20 protein-coding genes are annotated in these 24,649 nt (G+C 63.5%); 14 read left to right on the top strand and 6 right to left on the bottom strand.

The annotated features are described in order from the left end of the window. Genes AC1Q80_RS19300 through AC1Q80_RS19290 form a run of 3 tightly spaced genes read left to right on the top strand, consistent with a single transcriptional unit; the run spans position 1 to position 3,903 of the window. A complete protein-coding gene (locus tag AC1Q80_RS19300; RefSeq protein WP_492361474.1) occupies positions 1-1,623 on the top strand; it encodes an acyl CoA:acetate/3-ketoacid CoA transferase in 1,623 nt (540 codons plus the stop codon). A gap of 40 nt (positions 1,624-1,663) precedes the next feature. Beyond that, the gene (locus tag AC1Q80_RS19295) at positions 1,664-2,395 is read left to right on the top strand and encodes an enoyl-CoA hydratase/isomerase family protein (protein WP_492361515.1); all 732 of its coding nucleotides are present in this window, start codon (positions 1,664-1,666) and stop codon (positions 2,393-2,395) included. Continuing rightward, positions 2,395-3,903, top strand: coding sequence for an aldehyde dehydrogenase family protein (locus AC1Q80_RS19290; RefSeq protein ID WP_492361473.1), 1,509 nt, complete (start codon positions 2,395-2,397; stop codon positions 3,901-3,903). Before AC1Q80_RS19295 ends, AC1Q80_RS19290 begins: the two co-directional genes overlap by 1 nt. Before the next feature lie 111 nt (positions 3,904-4,014). On the opposite strand, the gene AC1Q80_RS19285 is transcribed toward AC1Q80_RS19290, so the two are convergent. Continuing rightward, positions 4,015-5,067, bottom strand: a complete 1,053-nt coding sequence (locus tag AC1Q80_RS19285; protein ID WP_492361472.1) for a LacI family transcriptional regulator — start codon at positions 5,065-5,067, stop codon at positions 4,015-4,017. Positions 5,068-5,383: 316 nt separating this feature from the next. Between AC1Q80_RS19285 and AC1Q80_RS19280 the strand changes: the two genes are divergently transcribed. From AC1Q80_RS19280 to AC1Q80_RS19240, 9 genes are all read left to right on the top strand, one after another. After that, the gene (locus AC1Q80_RS19280; RefSeq protein WP_412728368.1) at positions 5,384-6,616 is read left to right on the top strand and encodes an ABC transporter substrate-binding protein; all 1,233 of its coding nucleotides are present in this window, start codon (positions 5,384-5,386) and stop codon (positions 6,614-6,616) included. Between the two features lie 181 nt (positions 6,617-6,797). Continuing rightward, positions 6,798-7,679: a carbohydrate ABC transporter permease gene (locus tag AC1Q80_RS19275; protein WP_173418415.1), complete on the top strand. Its 882-nt coding sequence runs from the start codon at positions 6,798-6,800 to the stop codon at positions 7,677-7,679. Continuing rightward, a complete protein-coding gene (locus AC1Q80_RS19270) occupies positions 7,676-8,557 on the top strand; it encodes a carbohydrate ABC transporter permease (protein WP_173418414.1) in 882 nt (293 codons plus the stop codon). The genes AC1Q80_RS19275 and AC1Q80_RS19270 overlap by 4 nt, the downstream gene beginning before the upstream one ends. A 4-nt stretch (positions 8,558-8,561) precedes the next feature. Further along, positions 8,562-9,677 carry an ABC transporter ATP-binding protein gene (locus AC1Q80_RS19265; RefSeq protein ID WP_115418910.1) on the top strand — a complete coding sequence of 372 codons (1,116 nt, stop codon included), beginning with the start codon at positions 8,562-8,564 and terminating at the stop codon, positions 9,675-9,677. Between the two features lie 6 nt (positions 9,678-9,683). After that, positions 9,684-11,177: a GMC oxidoreductase gene (locus AC1Q80_RS19260; protein WP_492361471.1), complete on the top strand. Its 1,494-nt coding sequence runs from the start codon at positions 9,684-9,686 to the stop codon at positions 11,175-11,177. After that, positions 11,174-11,953, top strand: coding sequence for a 3-ketoacyl-ACP reductase (locus tag AC1Q80_RS19255; protein ID WP_209790375.1), 780 nt, complete (start codon positions 11,174-11,176; stop codon positions 11,951-11,953). Before AC1Q80_RS19260 ends, AC1Q80_RS19255 begins: the two co-directional genes overlap by 4 nt. A gap of 106 nt (positions 11,954-12,059) precedes the next feature. Beyond that, complete coding sequence (locus AC1Q80_RS19250) at positions 12,060-13,715, top strand: GMC family oxidoreductase (RefSeq protein WP_492361470.1); 1,656 nt, start codon at positions 12,060-12,062, stop codon at positions 13,713-13,715. A gap of 8 nt (positions 13,716-13,723) precedes the next feature. Beyond that, positions 13,724-14,041, top strand: coding sequence for a Dabb family protein (locus AC1Q80_RS19245; RefSeq protein WP_492361469.1), 318 nt, complete (start codon positions 13,724-13,726; stop codon positions 14,039-14,041). Between the two features lie 5 nt (positions 14,042-14,046). After that, entirely contained in the window at positions 14,047-15,318 is a 1,272-nt protein-coding gene (locus AC1Q80_RS19240; RefSeq protein ID WP_492361468.1) for a glycerate kinase type-2 family protein, read from the top strand. Positions 15,319-15,416: 98 nt separating this feature from the next. On the opposite strand, the gene aptA is transcribed toward AC1Q80_RS19240, so the two are convergent. Then, positions 15,417-16,754 (bottom strand): omega-aminotransferase AptA, encoded by a 1,338-nt coding sequence (gene aptA / locus AC1Q80_RS19235; protein ID WP_173418408.1) that lies wholly within the window; start codon positions 16,752-16,754, stop codon positions 15,417-15,419. A 147-nt stretch (positions 16,755-16,901) separates the two neighbouring features. Between aptA and AC1Q80_RS19230 the strand changes: the two genes are divergently transcribed. Further along, positions 16,902-17,450, top strand: a complete 549-nt coding sequence (locus tag AC1Q80_RS19230) for a cupin domain-containing protein (RefSeq protein WP_065794728.1) — start codon at positions 16,902-16,904, stop codon at positions 17,448-17,450. Positions 17,451-17,738: 288 nt separating this feature from the next. Here AC1Q80_RS19230 and AC1Q80_RS19225 read toward each other — a convergent pair whose 3' ends face one another. From AC1Q80_RS19225 to hglS, 4 genes are all read right to left on the bottom strand, one after another. After that, the gene (locus AC1Q80_RS19225) at positions 17,739-18,971 is read right to left on the bottom strand and encodes a pyridoxal phosphate-dependent aminotransferase (RefSeq protein ID WP_492361467.1); all 1,233 of its coding nucleotides are present in this window, start codon (positions 18,969-18,971) and stop codon (positions 17,739-17,741) included. A gap of 8 nt (positions 18,972-18,979) precedes the next feature. Beyond that, on the bottom strand, positions 18,980-20,512 hold the full coding sequence (amaB, locus tag AC1Q80_RS19220; protein WP_492361466.1) for an L-piperidine-6-carboxylate dehydrogenase: 1,533 nt from the start codon (positions 20,510-20,512) through the stop codon (positions 18,980-18,982). Positions 20,513-20,602: 90 nt separating this feature from the next. After that, on the bottom strand, positions 20,603-22,024 hold the full coding sequence (locus tag AC1Q80_RS19215) for an FAD-binding oxidoreductase (protein WP_492361465.1): 1,422 nt from the start codon (positions 22,022-22,024) through the stop codon (positions 20,603-20,605). A 10-nt stretch (positions 22,025-22,034) separates the two neighbouring features. After that, the gene (hglS, locus tag AC1Q80_RS19210; RefSeq protein WP_492361464.1) at positions 22,035-23,435 is read right to left on the bottom strand and encodes a 2-oxoadipate dioxygenase/decarboxylase HglS; all 1,401 of its coding nucleotides are present in this window, start codon (positions 23,433-23,435) and stop codon (positions 22,035-22,037) included. A 113-nt stretch (positions 23,436-23,548) separates the two neighbouring features. Here hglS and AC1Q80_RS19205 point away from each other — a divergent pair, with 113 nt between their 5' ends. Next, entirely contained in the window at positions 23,549-24,463 is a 915-nt protein-coding gene (locus AC1Q80_RS19205; RefSeq protein ID WP_209790383.1) for a LysR family transcriptional regulator, read from the top strand. Positions 24,464-24,649 lie beyond the last annotated feature (186 nt).

The raw sequence follows: 24,649 nt of genomic DNA, 5'->3' as shown, positions 1-24,649 counted from the left end.
ATGTCGATGAACAAGCATATTTCACCCGCTGAAGCCGCCGCTCTGATCCCCGATGGGGCGGTCGTTTCGGTCTCGTCCTCGAGCGGCCTTGGCTGCCCGGACCTGATGCTGAAGGCAATCGGCGAGCGGTTCGAGGCGACCGGCCATCCGCGCGACCTGACGACGCTGCACCCGATCGCCGCCGGCGACATGAGCGGCATCAAGGGTGTCGACTACATCGCCAGGAAGGGCCTCCTGAAGAAGATCATCGGCGGATCCTATCCGTCGGGTCCGTCGACCGCCGAGCCGCCCTTGATCTGGCAGATGATCGGCGCCGACGAGGTGGCCGCCTACAACGTTCCCTCCGGCATCCTGTTCGACATGCACCGCGAGGCGGCGGCCAAGCGCCCCGGCGTCATGACCAAGGTCGGGCTCGACACCTTCGTCGACCCGTCGCGTGAAGGCTGCGCCATGAATGCTTCCGCCGCAGCCGAACCGGTGGTCAAGAAGGTTTCCTTCGAAGGCGAGGACTGGCTCTACTTCAAGGCGATCGCGCCTCAGGTGGCGATCATCCGCGCGACCACGGCGGACGAGCGAGGCAACCTCACCTATGAACATGAGGGCGCTTATCTCGGCGGTCTCGACCAGGCGCTGGCCGCCCGCAACAATGGCGGCATCGTCATCGCCCAGGTCAAGCGCATCACCAAGGAAGGTTCGTTGAAGCCGCACGACGTGCGTGTGCCGGGCGTGCTCGTCGACTATGTCGTCGTCGACCCCGACCAGAAGCAGACGACGCAGACGCTTTACGATCCGGCGATCTCCGGCGAGATCTTCCGTCCGCTCGATAGCTTCCGGGTGCCGGAATTCAACATCCAGAAGGTGATTGCCCGCCGGGTGGCGCAGGAGTTGCAGACCGGCAGCGCCGTCAATCTCGGCTTCGGCATTTCGGCCAACGTGCCGCGCATCCTGCTGGAAGAAGGGCTGCATGGCGCGGTCACCTGGGTGATCGAGCAGGGCGCCGTCGGCGGCGTGCCGCTTCTTGATTTTGCCTTCGGCTGCGCCTCGAACGCCGACGCCTTCATGCCGTCGCCCTATCAGTTCACCTATTTCCAGGGCGCGGGCTTCGATGCGTCGCTGCTCTCTTTCCTTGAGATCGATCGTAACGGCTCCGTCAATGTCTCGAAGCTTTCCTTCCGCCCGCATGTGACGGCCGGCGCCGGCGGCTTCGTCGACATCACCGCGCGGGCGAAGAAGATCGTCTTTTCCGGCATGTTCAATGCCGGCGCCAAGCTGGCCGTCGAAGGCGGCAGACTGGTGATCGAGAAGGAAGGCAAGCTGAAGAAGCTGGTCAACGAGGTCGAACATGTCACTTTCTCAGGCCGTCGCGGCATCGAGCAGGGGCAGGAAATCACCTATGTCACCGAGCGCTGCGTGATGAAGCTGACGCCCGAGGGTGTGATGCTGACCGAGATCGCGCCGGGCGTCGACCTCAAGGCCCATATTCTCGACCAGTCCGAGTTTCCGCTGATCGTCTCCGATCGGTTGAAGACCATGGAAGCGGCCCTGTTTCACGAAGCACCGATCGGTCTGACATTACCGGCAAAGCCTCCTGCCCGCACCCTTGCAGGAGGCGCCCGTGTCTGAGGAGCGCATCCGGATTGCCATCGACGGCGCAATCGCCACGATGACCGTTGCCCGTCCCGAAAAGCTCAATGCCTTCGACATCGACATGCTGAAGGCTCTGGCTGGCGCCTGCGACACGGTCGAGGCGAACCGCGAGGTCCGCGTGCTGATCCTGACGGGCGAGGGCAAGGCATTTTCGGCCGGCGGTGACATCAAGGCCTGGGGCGGCATGGATGCGGCCGCCTTCGGTCATGACTGGGTGCGCTTCGGCCATCGCGTGTTCGAACGGCTGGCAACGCTCAGAATGCCCGTCATTGCTGCCCTCAACGGCCATGCGCTCGGCGGCGGGCTGGAATTGGCTGCCGCAGCCGACATCCGCATCGCCGAAAGCCAGATCAAGATCGGCCTGCCGGAAACGAGCCTCGGCATGGTTCCCGGCTGGTCGGGGACCCAGCGTCTCGTCACCCGCTTCGGCGCCCAGATCGTTAGGCGCATGGTCCTCGGCGGCGAGATGTTTACGGCCGAGACGGCGAAAGCCGAAGGCCTGGTCGATGCCGTCGTCGAGACCGGCACGGTGATGCAGGCCGCGCGGGACTACGCCGCGCGCGTTGCCAAGCGCGGTCCGGCCGCACTCGAAATTTCAAAGCTGATGATCGCTTGCGCTGACGGCGAGGACAAAGGTGCTGCGGTCGAAGCGCTCGGCTCCATCCTCGTCGCCAAGACCGGCGATCTCAGGGAAGGCGTCGCCGCTTTTACCGAAAAGCGCGAAGCCCAGTTCAAGGGAGAATGGTAATGACGGTTCTGGTGAGGCCCAAGGCACTCAGCGATCACAAGGTGCGCACGTTCCAGATGCTGATCGACGGCAAATGGGTCGACAGCGCTGACGGACGCACGCTCGAACGTGTTGCACCCGGTCACGGCGTCGTCGTCAGCCGTTATCAGGCGGCCTCCGGCGTCGATGCCGAACGGGCGATCGCCGCCGCCCGCCGCGCCTTCGACGATGGTCCCTGGCCACGCATGACGGCATCCGAGCGGTCGCTGGTTCTGCTCAAGGCGGCAGATATGATTGCCGCGCGCGCCGACGAGCTTGCCTTCCTCGATGCGATCGAATCCGGAAAGCCGATCAGCCAGGCCAAGGGTGAGCTTGGCGGCGCTGCCGATATCTGGCGCTATGCCGCAGCCCTTGCCCGCGATCTTCACGGCGAAAGCTACAATACGCTGGGAGACGGCACGCTCGGCGTCGTCCTGCGTGAAGCGATCGGCGTCGTTTCGATCATCACACCGTGGAATTTCCCGTTCCTGATCGTCAGCCAGAAGCTGCCTTTTGCGCTCGCTGCCGGCTGCACGACGGTGGTCAAGCCTTCCGAAATGACCTCCGCCTCGACGCTGGTGCTCGGCGAAATCCTGGAAGCTGCCGGCGTGCCGGCCGGTGTCGTCAACATCGTCACCGGCACGGGTCCGGAGGTCGGCGCGCCGATGACGACGCATGGCGATGTCGACATGATCTCGTTTACCGGCTCGACCGGCGTCGGCCGTCTGACGATGGCCAACGCCGCGCAGACCTTGAAGAAGGTGTCGCTCGAACTCGGTGGCAAGAACCCGCAGATCGTCTTTCCCGATGCCAATCTCGACGAGTTCATCGATGCGGCCGTGTTCGGCGCCTATTTCAACGCCGGCGAATGCTGCAATGCCGGCTCGCGGCTGATCCTTCATCGCGATATCGCCGACGAGGTGACGGCGCGCATCGCGGCGCTCTCGGCCAAGGTGAAGGTCGGCGATCCGCTCGACCCGGAAACCCAGGTCGGGGCGATCATCACGCCGCAGCACCTGGAAAAGATTGCCGGCTATGTTTCTGCCGCATCGAAGGACGGTGCAGCGGTCGCTCATGGCGGCGAAACGCTCGATCTCGGCATGGGTCAGTTCATGGCGCCGACTATTCTTTCTCAGGTTCGGCCCGACATGGCCGTTGCCCGTGAAGAAGTTTTCGGGCCGGTTCTGTCGGTGCTGACCTTCGAGACCACCGACGAGGCCATCCGTATTGCCAATTCGATCGACTACGGTCTTTCGGCCGGCGTCTGGAGCCGCGACTTCGACACCTGCATGACCATCGGCCGCCGGGTGCGCGCGGGCACGGTCTGGATGAACACATTCATGGACGGGGCATCCGAGCTGCCCTTCGGCGGCTATCGCCAGTCCGGCCTTGGCCGCGAACTCGGCCGCCATGCGGTCGAAGACTATACCGAGACCAAGACGCTCAACATGCATATCGGCGCGCGCACCGGTTGGTGGATGCCGCGCTAATCGCGGGATGTGAGGAGACGGATGATGAGGGCACTGATCGCAACAACGAAACGGGACGAGGCGCCATCGCGCGCCGCGGGCCTGCCGTCGTTGTGCGCCTCGGCCCGGTATCTACCAGTTGGCCGGGATCTGCGGAGAAAGCAGCAGCTGCAGCTTGCTGACGTCGGTTTCGCCGCCGATACGCTGCAGCAGCACGCGGCCCATGTCTTCGCCCGTGGCCGTCAGGTCCTCGTAGATCGTCTCCACCTGAGGCTGGATCGCGCCCAGCAAGTGCGACGTCTGCTTGGCGACGATGTCATATTCGTTGCCGAGCGTCAGTCCGCAATCGCTCATGCCGGTAATGGTGGCAAGAGCGCAGACCTCGCCGCCGCACATGAAACTGTCAGGCGGATCAGCCTCGGTATAACGCTGGCGCACACGGTCGCGAATGTTGCCGGCGGGGCTGTCGAGATCGATACCGGAGAGGATTTCGTAGGCGCAGCCCGCCTCGCGCACCGCAGTCATGAAGCCGTGTTGCAGATGGCCGGTGAAGGTGAAGCCGGCCGGGCCGCTGATCAACGCCGGCTTGCGGCGCCCCTTGGCGATCAGGCGGCGGGTTGCCTGATAGGCGAAGGTGAAGTTGTCGTAATCGACATAGGCGTGCGGCGTCGAAAGCTCGGTGCGCCCGTGGGTGACGAACGGAAAGCCGATCTCGGACAACACCATGACACGCGGATCGAGCGGTTCGGTACGCGAGAAGATCACGCCATCGGCCATGCTGTTGCGGGTGATGTAGTTCACCGCCTCGACATTGGTGGTGTTGAGGAAGTTCGGCATGACGATCACGTGGTAGGACGTGCCCTGCAGCGCCTTGGATATGCCGCTCATGATCGAGGTGCCGTAGCCGAGGATTTCCTCGTGCGGGTCGAGCAGAACGGCAATGACGTTGGTGCGGCCGGTCTTCAGCCGCTGGGCGGCGCGGTCGGGCGAGTAGCCGATTTCGATCGCCACCTCGCGCACCCGCCTGCGCGTCTCGGCGGAAATCTGCGGCGCTTCGGCAAGCGCGCGCGAAACGGTGGTGACCGCAAGGCCGGTGATCTCGGCGATCGTGCGAAGGGTCGGCTTGCCGCGTCGGACGGCCAGGCCATTGTCTTCGGAACGGGCGGGCTTGGAGGGATCGGCCAATGCTAGTCATCCTCAAGGCGGTCAAGAGCGGCTTTTGTAACGTGGCACGAACGCTTAGGCAATCGAATCATGAAAACGTTTTAAATCTTGCGTCGCGGCAAGGATTGCTGCACTGCGAAACGTCTGAAGCTGTATATAAGTCAGTAAATTCAATTGCTTCTTGAGGTGGAGAAGCGCACGCGTGCGGAATGCTTGACTTGCTGAATTTATAACGTTTTAAATTGGCCAGCCGCCGCCTTAGGCGGTGCGATATCCGAGGCGGGAGGAGGTTCCGCTTCGATAACTTGCAAACGGGAGGATAACGATGCGCAAGTTGATGACGACGACGGCTGTTGTGGCGCTGATGATGGCGGCCACGGCCGCGCGCGCAGCAGAGAACGTGGAAGTGCTGCACTGGTGGACATCCGGTGGCGAAGCTGCCGCGCTCGACGTCCTGAAGAAGGACCTCGAAGGCAAGGGCATTTCCTGGACCGACATGCCGGTCGCCGGCGGCGGCGGCACGGAAGCCATGACCGTGCTTCGCGCTCGCGTCACCTCGGGCAACGCCCCGACCGCCGTGCAGATGCTCGGCTTCGACATTCTCGACTGGGCCAAGGAAGGCGCGCTCGGCAACCTGGACGAGACCGCATCCAAGGAAGGCTGGGACAAGGTCATCCCGACGGCCCTGCAGCAGTTCTCGAAGTATGACGGCCACTGGATCGCAGCTCCGGTCAACGTGCACTCGACCAACTGGGTGTGGATCAACAAGGCAGCTCTCGACAAGGCCGGCGGCAAGGAGCCGACCAACTGGGAAGAGCTCGTCGCGCTCCTCGACAACTTCAAGGCTCAGGGCATCACGCCGATCGCCCATGGCGGCCAACCGTGGCAGGACGCGACGATTTTCGACGCTGTCGTGCTCTCGCTCGGCACCGATTTCTACAAGCAGGCCTTCATCGACCTCGACCCGGCAGCGCTCGGCGGCGACAAGATGAAGGAAGCCTTCGACCGCATGACGAAGCTGCGCTCCTATGTCGACGACAACTTCTCCGGTCGCGACTGGAACCTTGCTTCGGCAATGGTCATCGAGAACAAGGCCGGCATGCAGTTCATGGGCGACTGGGCCAAGGGTGAGTTCCTGAAGGCGAAGAAGGTGCCTGGTACCGATTTCGTCTGCATGCGCTACCCGGGCACGCAGGGCTCCGTCACCTTCAACTCCGACCAGTTCGCGATGTTCAAGGTTGCCGACGACAAGATCCCGGCTCAGCTGCAAATGGCATCGGCGATCGAAAGCCCGACCTTTCAGTCGGCGTTCAACGTCGTCAAGGGTTCGGTTCCGGCCCGCACCGACGTTCCGGACACGGACTTCGACGCTTGCGGCAAGAAGGGCATCAAGGATCTCGCCGAAGCCAACACCAACGGCACGCTGTTCGGTTCGATGGCCCATGGCCATGCCAATCCGGCTGCCGTCAAGAACGCGATCTACGACGTCGTGACGCGCGAGTTCAACGGTGAACTGACCTCCGACGAGGCAGTCAAGGAACTCGTTGCCGCCGTTGCGGCTGCGAAGTAACGGGCAAGACCCGGTCCGGGACGCGAAACAGGCGTCCCGGACACCCATTCTGACATGCAAGCGTCTTTCAAGCGCCGCGTTTCACCGCGGACGCGAGGAGGCGTTTTGATACCAAGAACCTGCGTGGATGCCGTACCGGGGAGGGTCCCTGATGGCTGAGCGCCAGAAGTGGTGAACGTTCATGGATAACCGCAGTCGCCTGCAGGACCTGATACCGAAACTGGTCCTTGCCCCGAGCTTCGTTATCGTCCTGATCTTTGTTTATGGCTTCATCGCCTATACCGGCTTCCTGTCGATGACGGACAGCAAGATGCTGCCGTCCTACAATTTCGTCGGTTTCAGCAATTATCAGAAGCTCTGGGCCCTGCCGCACTGGTGGCGGGCGGTGAGCAATCTGGCGATCTTCGCCTCGCTCTACATCGTCATCTGCTCGGTGCTGGGGCTTGGACTGGCGATCCTGCTCGACCAGAAGATCCGGGCGGAAGGCTTTTTGCGGCCGATCTATCTCTATCCGATGGCGCTGTCGTTCATTGTCACAGGTACGGCCTGGAAGTGGTTCCTCGATCCCGGCATCGGCCTTGAAAACACGATGCACCTCTGGGGCTGGGAGAGCTTTTCGTTCAACTGGATCAAGGACCGCAACTACGCCATCTACTGCGTGGTGATCGCGGCCGTCTGGCAATCGACCGGCTTCATCATGGCGATGTTCCTTGCCGGCCTTCGCGGCGTCGACAACGAGATCATCAAGGCGGCGCAGATCGATGGCGCACCGACGTCGACGATCTACCGGCGGATCATCATTCCGCTGATGCGGCCGGTTTTTCTTTCCGCCTTCGTCGTTCTCGCGCATCTCGCGATCAAGGCCTACGACCTGATCATCGCGCTGACGGGCGGCGGGCCGGGCCAGGCCACCGAACTGCCGGCGACCTTCATGTATTCCTACACCTTCACCCGCAACCAGATGGGCATCGGCGCCTCGTCGGCCATCATCATGCTGGTGATGATCTTCTCGATCATCGTTCCCTATCTCTACTCCGAAATCCGCGGAGGAAAACGCTCATGAGCGCCCCCAGCCCAGACAATGTCATCTCGCACAACCGCCTGATGCGGGCGCTGATCTACACGATCCTGATCGTCTTTGCGCTTTATTCGCTGCTGCCGCTCTACGTGATGCTGGCCAATTCGCTGAAGCCGCTCGACGAGATCCGCCAGGGCGGCATGCTCAACCTGCCGCAGACCCTGACCTTCGAGCCCTGGCTTCAGGCCTGGTCGAAGGCGCAGATCGGGGTGCAGCCGACGGGCCTGAAGCCGTTCTTTATCAACTCCATCCTGATGGTGGTGCCGGCGGTCGCGATCTCGACGATCATCGGTGCGCTCAATGGCTACGTGCTGACCAAGTGGCGTTTCCCCGGTGCCAACATCTTCTTCGGCATGCTGCTCCTGTCGTGCTTCATCCCGTTCCAGATCGTGCTGATCCCGATGGCGCGCGTGCTGGGGATCATCGGCCTTGCCGGCTCGATCTGGGGCCTGATCTTCGTCCATGTGATCTACGGCCTCGGCTTCACCACGCTTTATTTCCGCAACTACTACGAGGCTTTTCCGACGGAGCTGGTGCGCGCCGCACAGATCGATGGCGCCAGCTTCTTCCAGATCTTCTGGCGGATCATGCTGCCGTCGTCCGGCCCGATCATCGTCGTCTCGGTCATCTGGCAGTTCACCAATATCTGGAACGACTTCCTGTTCGGGGCGTCCTTCTCCGGCGCGTCGTCGACGCCGATGACGGTGGCGCTCAACAACCTGGTTTCGTCGTCGACCGGGGTCAAGGAATACAACGTTCACTTCGCGGGCGCGATCCTCGCCGCCCTGCCAACGCTCATCGTCTACATCGTGTCCGGCCGCTACTTCGTGCGCGGGCTGATGTCTGGCGCCGTGAAAGGATAAGCTCATGTCGTTCCTCAAAATCAGCAACCTGCGCAAATCCTACGGCTCGCTCGAGATCCTGAAGGACATCAACCTGGAGATCGACGAAGGCGGCTTCCTCGTGCTGGTCGGCCCGTCGGGCTGTGGCAAGTCCACGCTGCTCAACACCATTGCCGGCCTGGAGCCGATCACATCTGGCGAGATCGCCATCAACGGCCGCTCGGTCGCCGATCTGCACCCTTCCAAGCGCGACATCGCCATGGTGTTCCAGTCCTACGCGCTCTATCCGAACATGACGGTCGCCGGCAACATCGCCTTCGGCATGGAAATCCGCGGCGTGCCGAAGGACGAACGCGAAAAGGCGATCAAGCAGGTTGCCGACATGCTGCAGATCGGCCATCTGCTGGATCGAAAACCCAGCCAGCTGTCCGGCGGCCAGCGCCAGCGCGTCGCCATGGGCCGTGCGCTCGTTCGCAACCCGCAGGTCTTCCTGTTTGACGAGCCGCTGTCGAACCTCGACGCCAAGCTGCGTGTCGACATGCGCACGGAGATCAAGCGCCTGCACCACCGCATGAAGACGACGATCGTCTACGTCACCCACGACCAGATCGAGGCGATGACGCTGGCAACCAAGATCGCGGTGCTGAAGGACGGCGTGCTGCAACAGTTCGGAACGCCGGCAGAGATCTACAACAACCCGTCCAACATGTTCGTCGCCGACTTCATGGGCTCGCCGGCCATGAACCTTCTGACCGCGCGGATCGAAAAGAACGGCGCCGATGTCGCGGTCACGCTCGCGCGCCCGAATGCCGAGCCGATGAAGCTGACCGTGCCCCATGCCAGCGGCGCGCTCTCGGGCTACGCCGGCAAGGACGTCGTCTTCGGCATCCGTCCGGAAGCCTTGACCGACCCTGACGGTGCCGACCGCAATGCCAAGGCGATCGTCGAAGGCGAATGCCTGATCGAGGTGGTTGAGCCTGCCGGTTCGGACACCTTTGCGGTCACGCGGCTGGGCGGCAAGGAAGTCGTCGCCCGTCTTCGCGCCGATGCGCGCATCGCGCCCGGCCAGACATCGCAGCTCGCCTTCAACCTCGACAAGGCGGTGTTCTTCGACCCCCAGACGCAGCAGCGGATCGCGTAACCAACGATGCATCAGCCGGATATCGTCATCATCGGGTCGGGCATTGGCGGTTCCACCGTGGCGGCGGGGCTTGCCGGCTCCGGCGCGCGCATCGTCATCCTCGAGCGCGGCGAACGACTGCCCGACACTCCGGAAGCGCGCAGCTACAGCTCGATCTTCGTCAAGGGCCATTTCCGGCCGAAGGAGATGTGGCGCGAAGCTGACGGTACCGAGTTCAATCCGGGGAATTTCTATTTCGTCGGCGGCAACTCCAAGCTCTTCGGCGCGGTGCTGTTGCGCTACCGCGCCGAGGATTTCACCGAGATGCAGCATCTCGGCGGCGTCTCGCCGGCCTGGCCCTTTGCCTATGACGAGCTGGAGCCGTGGTACGGCAAGGCCGAGCGATTGTTCGAAGTTCGCGGCGAACTGGGCGACGACCCGACGGAGCCGTTCCATGCCTCGCCCTATCCTCACGGCCCGGTGCCGGACGAGCCGGCCATTGCCCGCGCCCGCACTGAGCTGAAGGCGCAGGGGCTCCATCCGGCGACGCTGCCGCTCGGGGTCGACATCGACACCTGGCTTGCCGGCGGGCGCACGCCCTGGGATGGGTTTCCCAACACCGGCAAGGGCAAGAAGGACGCCGAGACCGCGTCGCTGGCCGCCGCGCTGAACGACCCCAATATCGAGCTGATCACATCGGCGCATGTCGACACGCTGGAGGCAGGTCCGAGCGGCCGGATCGAGGCGATCCACTACACTGAGAGGGGCGAGAAGAAGCAGCTGTCGCCCAAGCTGGTGATCCTGTCGGCGGGGGCGATCAACTCGGCCGCCATCCTGCTGCGCTCCGGCGACGGCAAGGGGCTTGCCAATACCTCCGACCAGGTCGGCCGAAACTTCATGAACCACAATTGCAGCGCCATGCTGGCGATCAATCCGTTCCGGCGCAACGACAGCATCTACCAGAAGACGCTAATGCTGAACGACTATTACTTGACCGGCGGCCGGGACGGCTTGCCGCTCGGCAATGTCCAGCTGCTCGGCAAGATCAACGGCGACATCCTGAAGGCCAATGCGCCGAAGTGGGCGCCGCGTTTCGCCTTGGACTTCATGGCCGGCCACGCGGTCGACTGGTACATGATGACGGAGGACCTGCCGAACCCGGAAAGCCGGATCATGGTCGACGGCCGCGGCATCATCATGCAGTGGCGGCGCTCGAACATGGAGGCGCTGTCCGGGCTCGAAGCCAAGATGCGCGTCCACTTCAAGGCTGCCGGCTATCCGATCGTGCTGTCCCAGGCCTTCGACAAGCGCACGCCGTCGCATCAGTGCGGCACGGTCCGAATGGGCACCGATCCGGCAAAGGCGCCGCTCGACGTCTATTGCCGCGCTTTCGACCATCAAAACCTCTTTGTCGTCGACGCCGGCTTCCTGCCGACCTCGGCCGCCGTCAACCCGGCGCTGACCGTGGCGGCGCAGGCGCTGCGCGTCGCCGACCATATCGTTGCCAAGGAGCTCACATGACGACATCGGCCCGTCCCGTTGCGATCGTGACCGGCGGCCGGCGCGGCATCGGCCTCGGCGTTGCCCGCGCGCTGGCGCGCGACGGTTTCGATATCGCTCTGACCGGCCTTGGCGCCGCCGACCAGACGACGGAAGCGACACTTTCGGAACTGTCGGCTGGGGGAGGCCGCGCCATCTATCTCGAAGCCAATCTCGCCGATGTCGGCGCGCATGCCGGGACCGTCGAGCGTATCCGCAAGGACTTGGGCCCGATCCGCTGCCTCGTCAACAACGCCGGCATCGCCTCCGTCGTGCGCGGTGACTTCCTCGATCTGCAGCCGGAGAATTTCGACACGATCGTTGCCACCAATCTGCGCGGCACGGTGTTCTTCACGCAAGCGGTGCTGCGCTCGATGCTGGCCGACGAGCCCGGCGCGGCGGCACGCTCGATCATCAATATCACCTCGGTTTCGGCGACCATGAGTTCGCCCGAACGGCTCGACTATTGCATGAGCAAGGCCGGTCTTGCCGCCTTCAGCCAGGGACTTGCCCTGCGACTGGCCGACACCGGCATCGCCGTCTTCGAGATCCGGCCGGGTATCATCCGGTCCGACATGACCGCCGGCGTTTCGGCGAAGTACGACGCCCTGATCGACGGTGGCCTGGTGCCGATGAAGCGCTGGGGCGAGCCCGAAGACATCGGCAATATCGCCGCCAGCCTTGCCGGCGGAAAATTCGGTTTTGCCACCGGCTCGGTCATCCAGGCGGATGGTGGCCTGTCGATCGGAAGACTCTAGGAGAAGTGCAGTCATTCATCAGCTCGCACGGGCGAGCAAAGTTCGGGTTTGTCACGTCGGAAATTTGGATCGTTCCAAATGGTCGGGCCGTGGAGGAAGACAGCAAATGACATACGACTACATCATTACCGGCGCCGGCCCCGCGGGCTGCGTTCTCGCCAACCGCCTTTCCGAGGATCCGTCCGTGCGCGTGCTGTTGCTGGAGGCGGGCGGCGGTGACTGGAACCCGCTGTTTCATATGCCGGCCGGTTTTGCCAAGATGACCAAGGGCGTTGCCAGCTGGGGCTGGGAGACCGTGCCGCAGAAGCACATGAAGGGCAGGGTGCTGCGCTATACGCAGGCCAAGGTCGTCGGCGGCGGCTCGTCGATCAATGCCCAGCTCTACACCCGCGGCAATGCCGCCGATTACGACCTCTGGGCATCGGAGGACGGGTGCACCGGCTGGGACTATCGCAGCGTTCTCCCCTATTTCAAGCGCGCCGAAGACAACCAGCGTTTTGCCGACGATTATCATTCCTACGGCGGGCCGCTCGGCGTCTCGATGCCCGTGGCGACACTGCCGATCTGCGATGCCTATATCCGCGCCGGCCAGGAGCTTGGCATTCCCTACAATCACGATTTTAACGGTCGCCAGCAGGCGGGCGTCGGCTTCTACCAGCTGACGCAGCGCAATCGCCGGCGGTCGAGCGCGTCGCTTGCCTATCTCTCGCCGATCAAGGATCGTCGCAATCTGACGGTGCGCACCGGCGCGCGCGTCGCCCGGATCGTGCTCGAGGGCACTCGTGCCGTCGGCGTCGAAGTTGTCACGGCCAAGGGCAGAGAGACCATTCGGGCGGAACGCGAGGTCCTGGTCACCTCCGGCGCGATCGGCTCGCCGAAGCTGCTCTTGCAGTCGGGCATCGGGCCGGCGGATCACCTGAAATCGGTGGGGGTTGGCGTCAAGCACGACCTGCCGGGTGTCGGTGGCAATCTGCAGGATCACCTCGATCTGTTCGTGATTTCCGAGTGCACCGGCGATCACACCTATGATGGCGTCGCGAAACTTCATCGTACGCTATGGGCAGGTCTGCAATATGTGCTCTTCCGCTCGGGCCCTGTGGCATCCTCGCTCTTCGAGACCGGCGGCTTCTGGTACGCCGATCCGGACGCCCGCTCGCCGGATATCCAGTTCCATCTCGGACTCGGCTCCGGCATCGAGGCCGGTGTCGAAAAGCTGAAGAACGCCGGCGTGACCTTGAACTCCGCCTATCTGCATCCGCGCTCGCGCGGCACCGTCAGGCTCTCCGCAGCCGACCCGGCCGCCGCCCCGCTGATCGACCCCAATTACTGGGAAGACCCGCACGACCGCAAGATGTCGATCGAAGGGCTTAAGCTCGCCCGTGAGATCATGCAGCAGGCGGCACTCAAGCCGTTCGTGCTGGCCGAACGCTTGCCGGGCAATAGCGTCGTCTCCGATGAGCAGTTCTTCGATTATGGCTGCGCCAATGCCAAGACCGACCATCATCCTGTCGGTACCTGCAAGATGGGCACCGACGCCATGGCCGTCGTCGGGCTCGATCTGAAAGTGCGTGGGCTCGACGGTCTTCGCGTCTGCGACAGTTCGGTCATGCCGCGCGTTCCCTCTTGCAACACCAATGGGCCGACGATCATGATGGGCGAAAAGGGCGCAGACATCATTCGCGAGCGCCAGCCCCTGCCGCCGGCGATCTTCGCCCATGAACGAAACGATATCAGGCCGCGTGCCCGTGCCGCTATCCGCTGAGGAAAATCATGATCCGACACTGTGTCTTCATTCATTTCCGTCCGGAAATTTCGGCGGAGGAGAAAACGTCGATCTTCGCCGAGATCGCCGGGCTGAAAAGCCGGCTTCCCGGCCTTGTTGCGACCCATGAGGGTGCCAATGTCAGCCCGGAGATCGGTATGGACAAGGGCTATGCCGAAGGCTTCATCGTCGACTTCGCCGATGCCGGCGCGCGCGATGCCTATCTCGCCGATCCGGAGCACCAGAAGACCGGCGCGAAGATCGTTGCAGCCGCAGAGGGCGGTATCGACGGCATCTTCGTCTACGACCTCGAAATCCCGGATTGACGGATATGGCAGATTTCGATGCGCGTGCCTTTCTCACCACTCTTTTCGAGGCGGCCGTGCGCGCTGCCGACCCTTATGAGGCGATCCGTGCGCATCTGCCGGAAAAACCCAAGGGGAGAACGGTCGTCGTCGGGGCTGGCAAGGCCGCAAGCCAGATGGCGGCGGCCTTCGAGAAACTGTGGGATCACCCGCTGACAGGCACTGTCGTTGCCCGCCACGGGCCGATCGAGCCCTGCGAGCGCATTCGCGTGCTGCAGTCGGCCCATCCGGTGCCGGATGAGGCGGGCCTGCGGGCGTCTGAAGAACTGCTGAAGCTGGTGGAAGGCTTGACCGCAGACGATCTGGTCGTTGCGCTGATCTCAGGCGGTGGGTCGTCGCTGCTGCCGGCGCCGCCGGAGGGCCTGACGCTTGCCGAAGAGATCGCCGTCAACCGGGCGCTGCTTGCCTCCGGCGCGCCGATCTCTGCGATGAACGTTGTGCGCAAGCATGTGTCGCGCATCAAGGGTGGGCGTCTGGCTGCAGCCGCCGGTCCGGCCCGTCTCGTCACCCTCGTCGTCTCCGACGTGCCCGGCGACAATCCCGCTTTCGTCGCCTCCGGCCCGACGGTGGCGGACGGCTCGACCGCGAAGGAAGCGCTTGAGATCGTCGATCGCTATGGCATGGTCCTTCCCGAAGGCGTGATGGCGCATCTGCGATCCGAACGAGCGCATGCGCCCGATCCATCGGATGCGATTTTCCGCAGGCACGAATGCCATGTGATCGCTTCGGCGAGCGTCTCGCTGCAGGCGGCCGCGGGCAGAGCTAGAGAGTTGGGCGTCGAGGCCCGCATTCTGTCGGATGCCATCGAAGGCGAGGCGCGGGATATCGGCCGCATGCATGCCGCTCTGGCGCGTGAAGTCGCGCTGCGCAATCGGCCGTTCGAAAAGCCGGTCGTGCTCCTGTCCGGCGGCGAGACCACGGTGACGATAACAGGCAAGGACTACGGCAAGGGCGGCCGCAACAGCGAATTGCTGCTGTCGCTGGCGCTCGACATCGAGGGGCTCGACGGGGTCGACGCTCTTGCAGCGGACACCGATGGCATCGACGGCTCCGAGGACAATGCCGGTGCCTTTGCCGATGGCAAAAGCGTTGCCCGCATGCGGGCTGCGGGCGCCGATCCGCGCGCGCATCTGGCCCGCCACGACGCCTGGTCGGCATTTTCGGCGAGCGGCGATCTGTTCGTACCCGGTCCGACCGGAACCAATGTCAATGACTTCAGGGCGATGCTGATCCGTTAGGGCGCAAGCGCCCCCACCAAGACGGTTAGCCGGATTCTGCGTTGAATCTGAAACAGCGACACCGCCGCCGAGATTTTCGGCGGCGGTGTCGTTTCACGTTACTTGGCGCGCTTCAGCGCATCGCCGAGGATCGAGACGATTTCTCCGAAGTGATTTTCGTCGGCGATCAGCGGCGGCGAGAAGGCGATGATGTCGCCGGTGACGCGGATCAGCAGGCCCTTTTCGAAGCAATCGACGAAGACATCGTAGGCGCGAGCGCCGATGGCGCCGTCGCGCGACTGCAGCTCGATGCCGGCGATCAGGCCGATGGTGCGGATGTCAATGACATAGGGCAGGCCCTTCAGCGAATGCATGGCGTCGTGCCAGGCATCCTGCAGATCGGCGGCACGGGTCATCAGGCCCTCGTCGCGGTAGATGTCGAGTGTGGCAATGCCGGCGGCGCAGGCGGCCGGATGGCCGGAGTAAGTGTAGCCGTGGAAGAGTTCAATCGCGTTTTCCGGGCCATGCATCAGCGCGTCATGCACCTTGCGGCTTGCAAAGACAGCGCCCATCGGGATGGCACCGTTGGTGAGCCCCTTGGCCGCCGTCACCATATCCGGCGTCACACCGAAGAAATCGGTGGCGAAGGCAGCGCCGAGGCGACCGAAACCAGTGATGACTTCGTCGAAGATCAGGAGGATGCCGTGCTTGTCGCAGATGGCGCGCAGCCGCTCGAGATAGCCCTTCGGCGGGATCAGCACGCCGGTCGAACCAGCGACCGGCTCGACGATGCATGCGGCGATGGTCTCGGCGCCATGCAGTGCCACCAGCCGTTCGAGATCGTCGGCAAGCTCGGCGCCGTGCTCGGGCTGGCCCTTGACGAAGGCATTCTTGGCGGGATCGTGGGTGTGGCGCAAGTGGTCGGAACCGGGAAGCTGCGGGAAGACGCGGCGGTTGTTGAGGATGCCACCGACGGAAATGCCGCCGAAGCCGACGCCGTGATAGCCACGCTCGCGGCCGATCAGGCGCGTGCGGGTGCCCTGGCCGATCGCGCGCTGATAGGCGATCGCCATCTTCAGCGCAGTGTCGACCGATTCAGAGCCCGAGCCGGTGAAGAACACGCGATCGAGCTTCTGGCCTTGCGGGCCTGGTGCGATCTCGGCGAGGCGTTCGGCAAAGTCGAAGGCGATCGGGTGGCCCATCTGGAAGGAGGGCGCGAAATCCATTGTCGTCAGCTGGCGTTCGACCGCAGAGGCGATCTGGCGGCGACCGTGACCGGCGTTGACACACCAGAGGCCGGCAGTGCCGTCGAGGATCGTGCGGCCGTCGGTGCTGGTGTAGTGCATGCCTTCGGCGGAGGCGAGCAGGCGCGGGGCCGCCTTGAACTGCCGGTTGGCGGTAAAGGGCATCCAGTAGCTGTCGAGTACCGGGGCGTTGGGCTTGGTGTGCTGGTTCATGGCATCCTCCTGAGGTCGGCGATTGACGCCATGATTTGATTTGCCAAACAAGTCCTTTTCTGCTGTCGTTCAAGCTATTGAATCTTATAGGATGAAGGTTTGGAAATTGCGGTATTCCGAACAACCTGAACACCTGGATGGGTAGCCATGAGCGTCGACATCGGAAACCGGCTTCGTCACCTCCGGCTGATGCACAATCTGTCGCAGCGCGAACTGGCGAAACGGGCGGGTGTCACCAACTCGACAATCTCGCTGATCGAGTCGAACGCGTCCAATCCTTCCGTCGGCGCACTGAAGCGCATCCTCGACGGCATTCCGATCGGGCTGGCGGAATTCTTCTCCTTCGAGCCGGAGCGACCGCGCAAGGCGTTCTATGCGGCAGAGGAACTGGTCGAGATCGGCAAGGGTCCGATCTCCTATCGCCAGATCGGCGAAAACCTCTTCGGCCGCAGCCTGCAGATCTTGAAGGAATGTTACCAGCCGGGCGCCGATACCGGAAAAGTGCCGCTGGTGCATGACGGCGAGGAGGGCGGCATCGTGCTTTCGGGGCGGATCGAGGTCACCGTCGACGACGAGCGGCGGATCCTCGGACCGGGCGATGCCTATTACTTTGAAAGCCGGCGGCCGCACCGGTTTCGCTGCGTCGGGCCGGTGCCCTGCGAGGTGATCAGCGCCTGTACGCCGCCGACGTTTTGAGGGAGCGGAGTTCGGGACCGCCCCTCATCCCGCTGCCGCGACCTTCTCCCCGTTCTGACGGGGAGAAGGGATACGCCGCCCGCGCACGATTCCGTCTCAAGACCTGTGACTATGCGGGAAATGCGTGTGTAAAGCTAACGCGATTGGAAACCGTGTCATTTCAGGTGGAAAGGGGGCAGGTGGAAAAGGAGGCGATGCCGCGTCCTCGACGGCGTTCCCTCTCCCCGCAGGCGGGGAGAGGGCTAGGGTGAGGGGCCCTTCTGAGCTTAGAGGCCCGATGTTGACCGATCAGGAAAGCTTTGCGCAGGCGTCGGCGATGCGCTTCAGAGCTTCCTTCAGTTCCGCTTCCGACGTCGCATAGGAGATGCGGAAGAACGGTGACAGGCCGAAGGCCGAGCCCGGGACGACGGCCACATGGGCATCGTCGAGCAGGTAGGCGCAGAAGTCCGTATCCGTCTCGATCGTCTTGCCCGAAGGCGTGACCTTGCCGAGCATGCCGGCGCAACCCGAGAAGGTGTAGAAGGCCCCTTCCGGAACGCGGCAGTCGAGACCGTCGATGGCATTGAGGCCGTTGACGACCAGGTCGCGGCGGCGCTGGAAGCTGGCGGTGCGTTCCTTGAGGAACTCCTGCGGGCCCGTCAGGGCTGCCACCGAAGCGGCCTGGCTGACTGACGAAGGGCAGGAGGTCGCCTGGCTCTGGACGACGGCCATTGCCTTGATCAGCTCGCGCGGACCACCGGCATAACCGATGCGCCAGCCGGTCATGGCATAGGCCTTGGAGACGCCGTTGACCGTCAGGGTGCGGTCTTTCAGGCGCGGCTCCAGCTGGGCGGGCGTAACGAAGCGGAAGCCGTCATAGACGATATGCTCGTACATGTCGTCGACCAGCAGCCACACATGCGGATGCCTGAGGAGCACGTCGAGCAGCGGCCGGTAGTCGTCGGCGCTGTAGGCGGCACCCGAAGGGTTGGACGGCGAGTTCAGGAGCACCCAGCGCGTCCTGGGCGTGATCGCCGCTTCGAGCTTGTCGGCGGTCAGGCGGAAGCCCGAGGCCGCGTCGCAGGGGATCAGCACCGGCTTGCCTTCGCAGATCTGGACGATATCCGAATAGGAGGTCCAGTAGGGCGTCGGGATGACGACTTCGTCGCCGGCATCGATCGTCGCCATCATGGCGTTGAACAGGATCTGCTTGGCGCCGGTGGCGACCGTGATCTCGTCCTGCTCGTAGGCAAGGCCGTTTTCGCGCTGGAACTTTTCGCGGATCGCCTTCTTCAGTTCCGGCGTGCCGTCGAGGGCGGTGTATTTGGTATCACCGCGCTTGATCGCCGCGCAGGCGGCATCCTTGACATAGTCGGGCGTGTCGAAGTCCGGCTCGCCGGCGCCGAGAATGATGACCGGCTTGCCCTCGCGCTTCATGGCTTGGGCGCGTGCGCCGATTTTCAGGATTTCGGATACCCCAATCGAGGAGATCCGCGAGGCGGGCTTGAAGCCCGCCTCCTTGACCGTTGCGTTGATGGTCATGGTCGATCCTACTCGATGTCGAACGAAACGCCCTGCGCCAGCGGCAGAGCCTTCGAGTAGTTCACCGTGTTGGTGGCGCGACGCATGTAGGCCTTCCAGGAATCGGAGCCCGATTCGCGGCCCCCGCCGGTTTCCTTTTCGCCACCGAAGGCGCCGCCGATTTCAGCACCTGAGGTGCCGATGTTGACGTTGGCAATGCCGCAATCCGAGCCGTCGACCGCCAGGAAGAGTTCGGCTTCCTGCATGTCACGGGTGAAGATCGACGAGGACAGGCCGGCAGCGACCGCATTGTGGTCGGCAACGACGGCGTCGAAGTCGCTGTACTTCATGACGTAGAGGATCGGCGCGAAGGTTTCTTCGAGAACCGGACCGGCCTGCTTGGGCATTTCGACCATGGCAGGCTTGGCGTAGTAGCCGTTGGCATAGCCGAGTTCGACGCGTTCGCCGCCGGTGACGGTGCCGCCATGGGCCTTGGCTTCGCCGATCGCCTTCTGCATGCCGTCAAACGCAGCCTTGTCGACCAGCGGGCCGACGAGGGCAGTGGTTTCGAGCGGGTTGCCGACCGAGACGGAACCGTAAGCCTTCTTCAGGCGCGGAACGAGCTGATCGTAGACGCTTTCGTGCACGAACAGTCGGCGCATGGTGGTGCAACGCTGGCCGGCGGTGCCCATGGCGCCGAAGGCGATGGCGCGCAGCGCCATGTCGAGATCGGCCGACGGGCAGACGATGCCGGCATTGTTGCCGCCGAGTTCGAGGATGGCGCGGGCAAAGCGCTTGGCAAGGCGCGGGCCGACGTCGCGACCCATGCGGGTCGAACCGGTTGCCGAAACCAGCGGCACCTTCGGGTTGTCGACCAGGACTTCACCGACGGTGCGGTCGCCGATCAGAACCTGCGACAGGCCTTCCGGCGCATCGCCGAAGCGGGCAAGCGCACGTTCGAAGATAGCCTGCGATGCAAGCGCGGTGAGCGGGGTCTTTTCCGACGGCTTCCAGACGACGGAGTTGCCGCAGACGAGCGCCAGCGCCGTGTTCCACGACCAGACGGCGACCGGGAAGTTGAAGGCGGAGATGACGCCGACGACGCCGAGCGGATGCCAGGTTTCCATCATGCGGTGGCCGGGACGCTCGGTGGCGATCGTCAGGCCGTAAAGCTGGCGGGACAGACCGACTGCGAAATCACAGATGTCGATCATTTCCTGGACTTCGCCGAGGCCTTCGGAGGTGATCTTGCCGGCTTCGATCGAAACCAGGCGGCCGAGGTCGGCCTTGAAGGCGCGGAGCTCTTCGCCGAGCAGGCGGATCAGTTCACCGCGCTTCGGCGCCGGCACCAGGCGCCAGGCCTTGAAGGCTTCATGGGCCTTGTCGATCTTGGCGGCTGCTTCCGCGGCCGAAACCGTCTTCAGGCTGGCGATCTGCTCGCCGGTAACCGGGCTGAAGGACGGCATGTCGCCGCCGGTGTAGAGTTCCTTGGCGACGCCCATCTTTTCGAGCAACGCTGCTGCTTCCTTGGTGACGTCGATCTTCTTCGTTGCAATGTTCATGGTCTGACTCCCGTTTTCCTGTCTTAGATCATTGGTTAGAGCGGAATGTGGGCGGAAAAGCGCAAACACTTTTCCTCATTCCGCTCGGGCCTATCCGAAGCGCACGCTGCCGAGTTTCCCCGGCGAGGTGAGCGTCTTCAGGCCTGCGGCCATGTCCTTGAGTTTGTCGTTTGTATAAAGGTCGTAATAGGCCTGGTTGCGGCGGCCGATCGCATGTTCCGCGCTGAAACTGCCGTGATACTCCTCGACGGCCACGGCGAAAACCCATTCTCGCAAACGCGGCTCGAAAGTCGGATCGCCGAGAAGCGGGCTGTCCTTCGCCACCACGAGATTGAAGTGTACACCACCATCGCCGATATGGCCGAAGTCGCAGACGGAGACGCCTGGAAACTTGTTCGGCATTTCCGCTTTCATATGGTCGCAGAAGGCCATGATGTCACCCCGGCGGAAGGAGACGTCGAAGGCGATCAGCTTGCCAAGGTGCTTCACACCCTCCGAAAGCGCGTGGCGCAGCGCCCAGATTTCATGCGGCGGACCGACGAAGGCGTCGGCAAGCGGTGCCGTCTCCATCTCCCAGATTTCTGCCAGCACGGTTTCGAGCACGGCGTCGAGCGACTGCTCGCCTTCGCGTGGTGCCCAGCTGCGGCTGATCTCGGCGAGGATGACGTAATCAGGCACATGCCCGCCCTGGAACGGGTTCTTCAGCGACGGCACATGCGCGAATGCCGCCTTGACGGCGTTGCTCGACATGCCCTCGAAGGCCGAGAGATAGGCGCCGAGCCGCTCTTCCATGGCGCGCAGCAGCGGCATCACATGGGCGCCGCTTGCCGGCACCAGCAGCGCCGTTGCCGTCTGTTGCGGCAGGCGCTCCAGATTGAGCACGCATTCGGTGATGATGCCGAAGGCGCCCGACGTGCCGACGAACAGCTGTTTCCAGTCGACGCCGGTGTTGTTCTTGCGCAGGTCGCACTGAAGATCGAGCACGGTGCCGTCTTCATCGGCGAGAACGACGGTCATGCCCAGCACATTGCGGCGCACGTCGCCATATTTCAGGAAGCGCGAGCCGCCGGTGTTGGTTGCGATCATGCCGCCGACGCGCGGATCGGCACCGAGATCGATGGGGAAGAACAGGCCATGTTCTTCGAGCCGGCGATTGAGATCGGACAGTCGGAGCCCGGCATCGATGCGCACCGAACGGTTGTCGAGGTCGAGCGCGAAGGTTTTCGTCAGGCGGTCGAGGCTTAGGATCGCTTCGCTGCCGGATGCGTCCGGGGTCGAGCCGGAGACCAGTCCGGTGTTGCCCGATTGCGGGATCAGGGCGATGCCGTGGCGCACGCAATAGGCAACGGTGGCCGAGGTTTCCTCTGTCGTTGCCGGGCGCAGAACGACCGAGGCCAGGCCGTGATCGTAGCGGGCGCCGGTCTCGTAGGCTTGCCTGTCTTCAGCGCGCGTGACCACACCCTTGTCGCCAAGGATGCCGGTCAGCGCGTCGATGTGTGCCTGTTCGATCATCGGGACGACATCATTCCGCAGCGATGGCTGCGGTCAAGGCCCGCAGGCAGCTTTCGATCGATGCCGCTTCGATGCCGGCATAATGATCGAACTCATTGAGCACGGTAGCGCCGAGGTCGATCTCGAAACGCTTCTGGTTCGGGCTTGCGACAAAGTCCTGCTGCGCGCCGTCGCCGAGATTGGACTGGAAGATGCCCGCGGCACTGACCGGCAGGAAGTCCTCGTAGACGATGGCGTCGAACTGTACGAGGCCGTCGGCGATTAGCCTGTCGAGGTCGCGGCGTTCGGATATGCGTGTGATCCGGCCCCTCTCGGTCAACGAGTAGCTGAAATAGCCGAGACCGGCTTCGCGGATGCCTGCCCAGGTATCCGGGAAGCTTTCAAAGGCCTTGGCCAGTGCCGCCTCGTATTGCCGGGCGTTGGAGCCGTCGGCTGCCGGGCGGACGATCTTGCGCGAGGCTTCCAGCAGCTCGTCATAAAGCGCGCGGCCCTTGGGGGTGAGCGCAATGCCGCGCTGCTCGATCTCGCCGAAGCGGGCGGTGTGCGAGCCGGCCTTCCACTCGCCGTCGGCATCGCGGTAGGACACGGCTTCTTCCAGCGCCTTGAACGAGGTCTGGCGAAGCAGGATCGGGCATTTGCGCGTCGGCGGTCCTTCGACGACGGCCTTCGGGGCGATACCATACTCCGGCATCAGCGCCTGGACCTGGTCGATATCCAGCGTGCGCGGCGTCAGGTGGTTGATGTGTGGGCCCTTGAACGACACGACGTCGGCAATCAGCCGGTGGGCGTCATGCAGGCGCTTGTACATGTCGGCGCTGACATTGGCCTTGTCGTGCCAGCGGAAGGTTTCCAGCACCTCGGAAACGAAGCGTTCGGCGTCGGCCTTGTCGAGGCCGCCGTCCCGCTCGGCCTTTTCGGTGAGCTCGACTGCAACGGGGGTAAAGATCCGGCGCTCGGCAAGAATGGCCGCCGATTCAGCGCGCAGGCTCTCGTCGGCGATCAGGTCCAGGCGCAGAAGCGAGGTGAAGACGCGGAAGGGATTGCGCTTCAAGGCGGCGTCGCCGACCGGGCGGAAGGCCGTCGAATGCACCGGCACGCCGGCGGTCGAAAGATCGTAGTAACCGACCGGGTACATGCCCATGACGGCGTAGACGCGGCGCATCATCGACAGTTCGGCAGGTGTGCCGAGGCGGATCGCGCCGTGGCGCTCCTCGGAGATGCGATCGAGCGAATCCGTCGCATCGAGGCGTTGCTTGAGGGCCGGATCGGCACTGAGCGTATCGTCGTTGACCTTGGCAACCAGCTCCATCAGCGTGCCGTAGGCCGGCACTTCCTCGCGGTACATGACCGACATGGCTGCGGAAAAGGCCGAACGGATGTCATCGGCGGATACGAAACTATTCTCTTTCACTGGGGCTCGCCTCGCGCTATGGGTGAAGGACAAGGTCATTCTCATTTCGGATCATATCTGAAGGAACTGGGCATTGATCGCGTTGCTTGTGACTATGTTGATGCGAGGCTGGAATGAAGTTAAGCCGCAGACTGGTTCCTGACGTTACGACGCTGCAGGCTTTCGAATGCGCGGCCCGGCACGGCAGCTTCACGCAGGCGGCCGCCGAGCTCAATCTCACCCAGAGCGCCGTCAGCCGGCAGATCAAGGATCTGGAAAACCAGCTCGGCGTGCTCCTGTTCGAGCGGGTGCGCCAGCGGGTCATTCTCTCCGAGGCCGGGCAGAAGTTCCTGCCCGAGGTTCGCCGCCTGCTCAACCAGACCGAAGAGCTGATGGTGCGGGCGATGGCCTCGGCGCGCGCCGATTCGACACTGTCGATCGCGTCGCTGCCGACCTTCGGCAGTCGCTGGCTGGTGCCGCGGCTGCCCGATTTCCTTCGCCAGCATCCCGACACGGTGGTCAATATCGCCTCGCGCTCGGCACCGTTCGATTTCGACGAGCAGAACTTCGACATCGCCATCCACTACGGCCAGCCGGTTTGGGCGCACGCGACCTGCAGCTATCTCTGCAGCGAGATCATCGTGCCGGCTGCGAGCCCGAAGCTGCTTGCCGCCAATCCGGTTTCGACATTGGAGGATATCGTCGGCGGTCCGCTCCTGCACCTGGCGACGCGGCCCAAGCTCTGGGCGCAATGGTTCGAGGCCAACGGCATGGACGGCCGCGGTGCTTATCGAGGCAATCGCTTCGACCAGTTCTCGATGGTGATCGAGGCGGCGACCGCCGGTCTCGGTTTCGCCTTGCTGCCCCGCTATCTGATCGAGCAGGAGCTGGCAGCGGGAACATTGCGCATCGTTCTCGACCGGCCGATGCAGACGGAGAACAACTATTATCTCGCCGTTCCGGAAGGCAAACTCGAAAACCCGATCAGCCTCGCCTTCCGTGAATGGATCACCGAACAGGTCGCGTCGGTTCCTGTCGCGTCGACCTGATTGGGGCATTGATCGGAACCTTCCGGAAGCCTCGGCGTTTGGCGACGGACTGCTACCCAGAGATGCGCGGGGAAGGGGCGAAATTGACACGGATATTTGAGGGCACCATCGGCGGGCGCGGACACTTGCGTTTTCGCCCGATGAGAACGTGCGCAATTCATTCAAACTTGCGTCGCCGATCCTTGC

Source organism: Ensifer sp. GW823-FHT05D09, assembly GCF_058795755.1.
The sequence above is the reverse complement of the archived record's forward strand: the minus strand, read 5'-3'. Positions and strand labels throughout refer to the sequence as shown.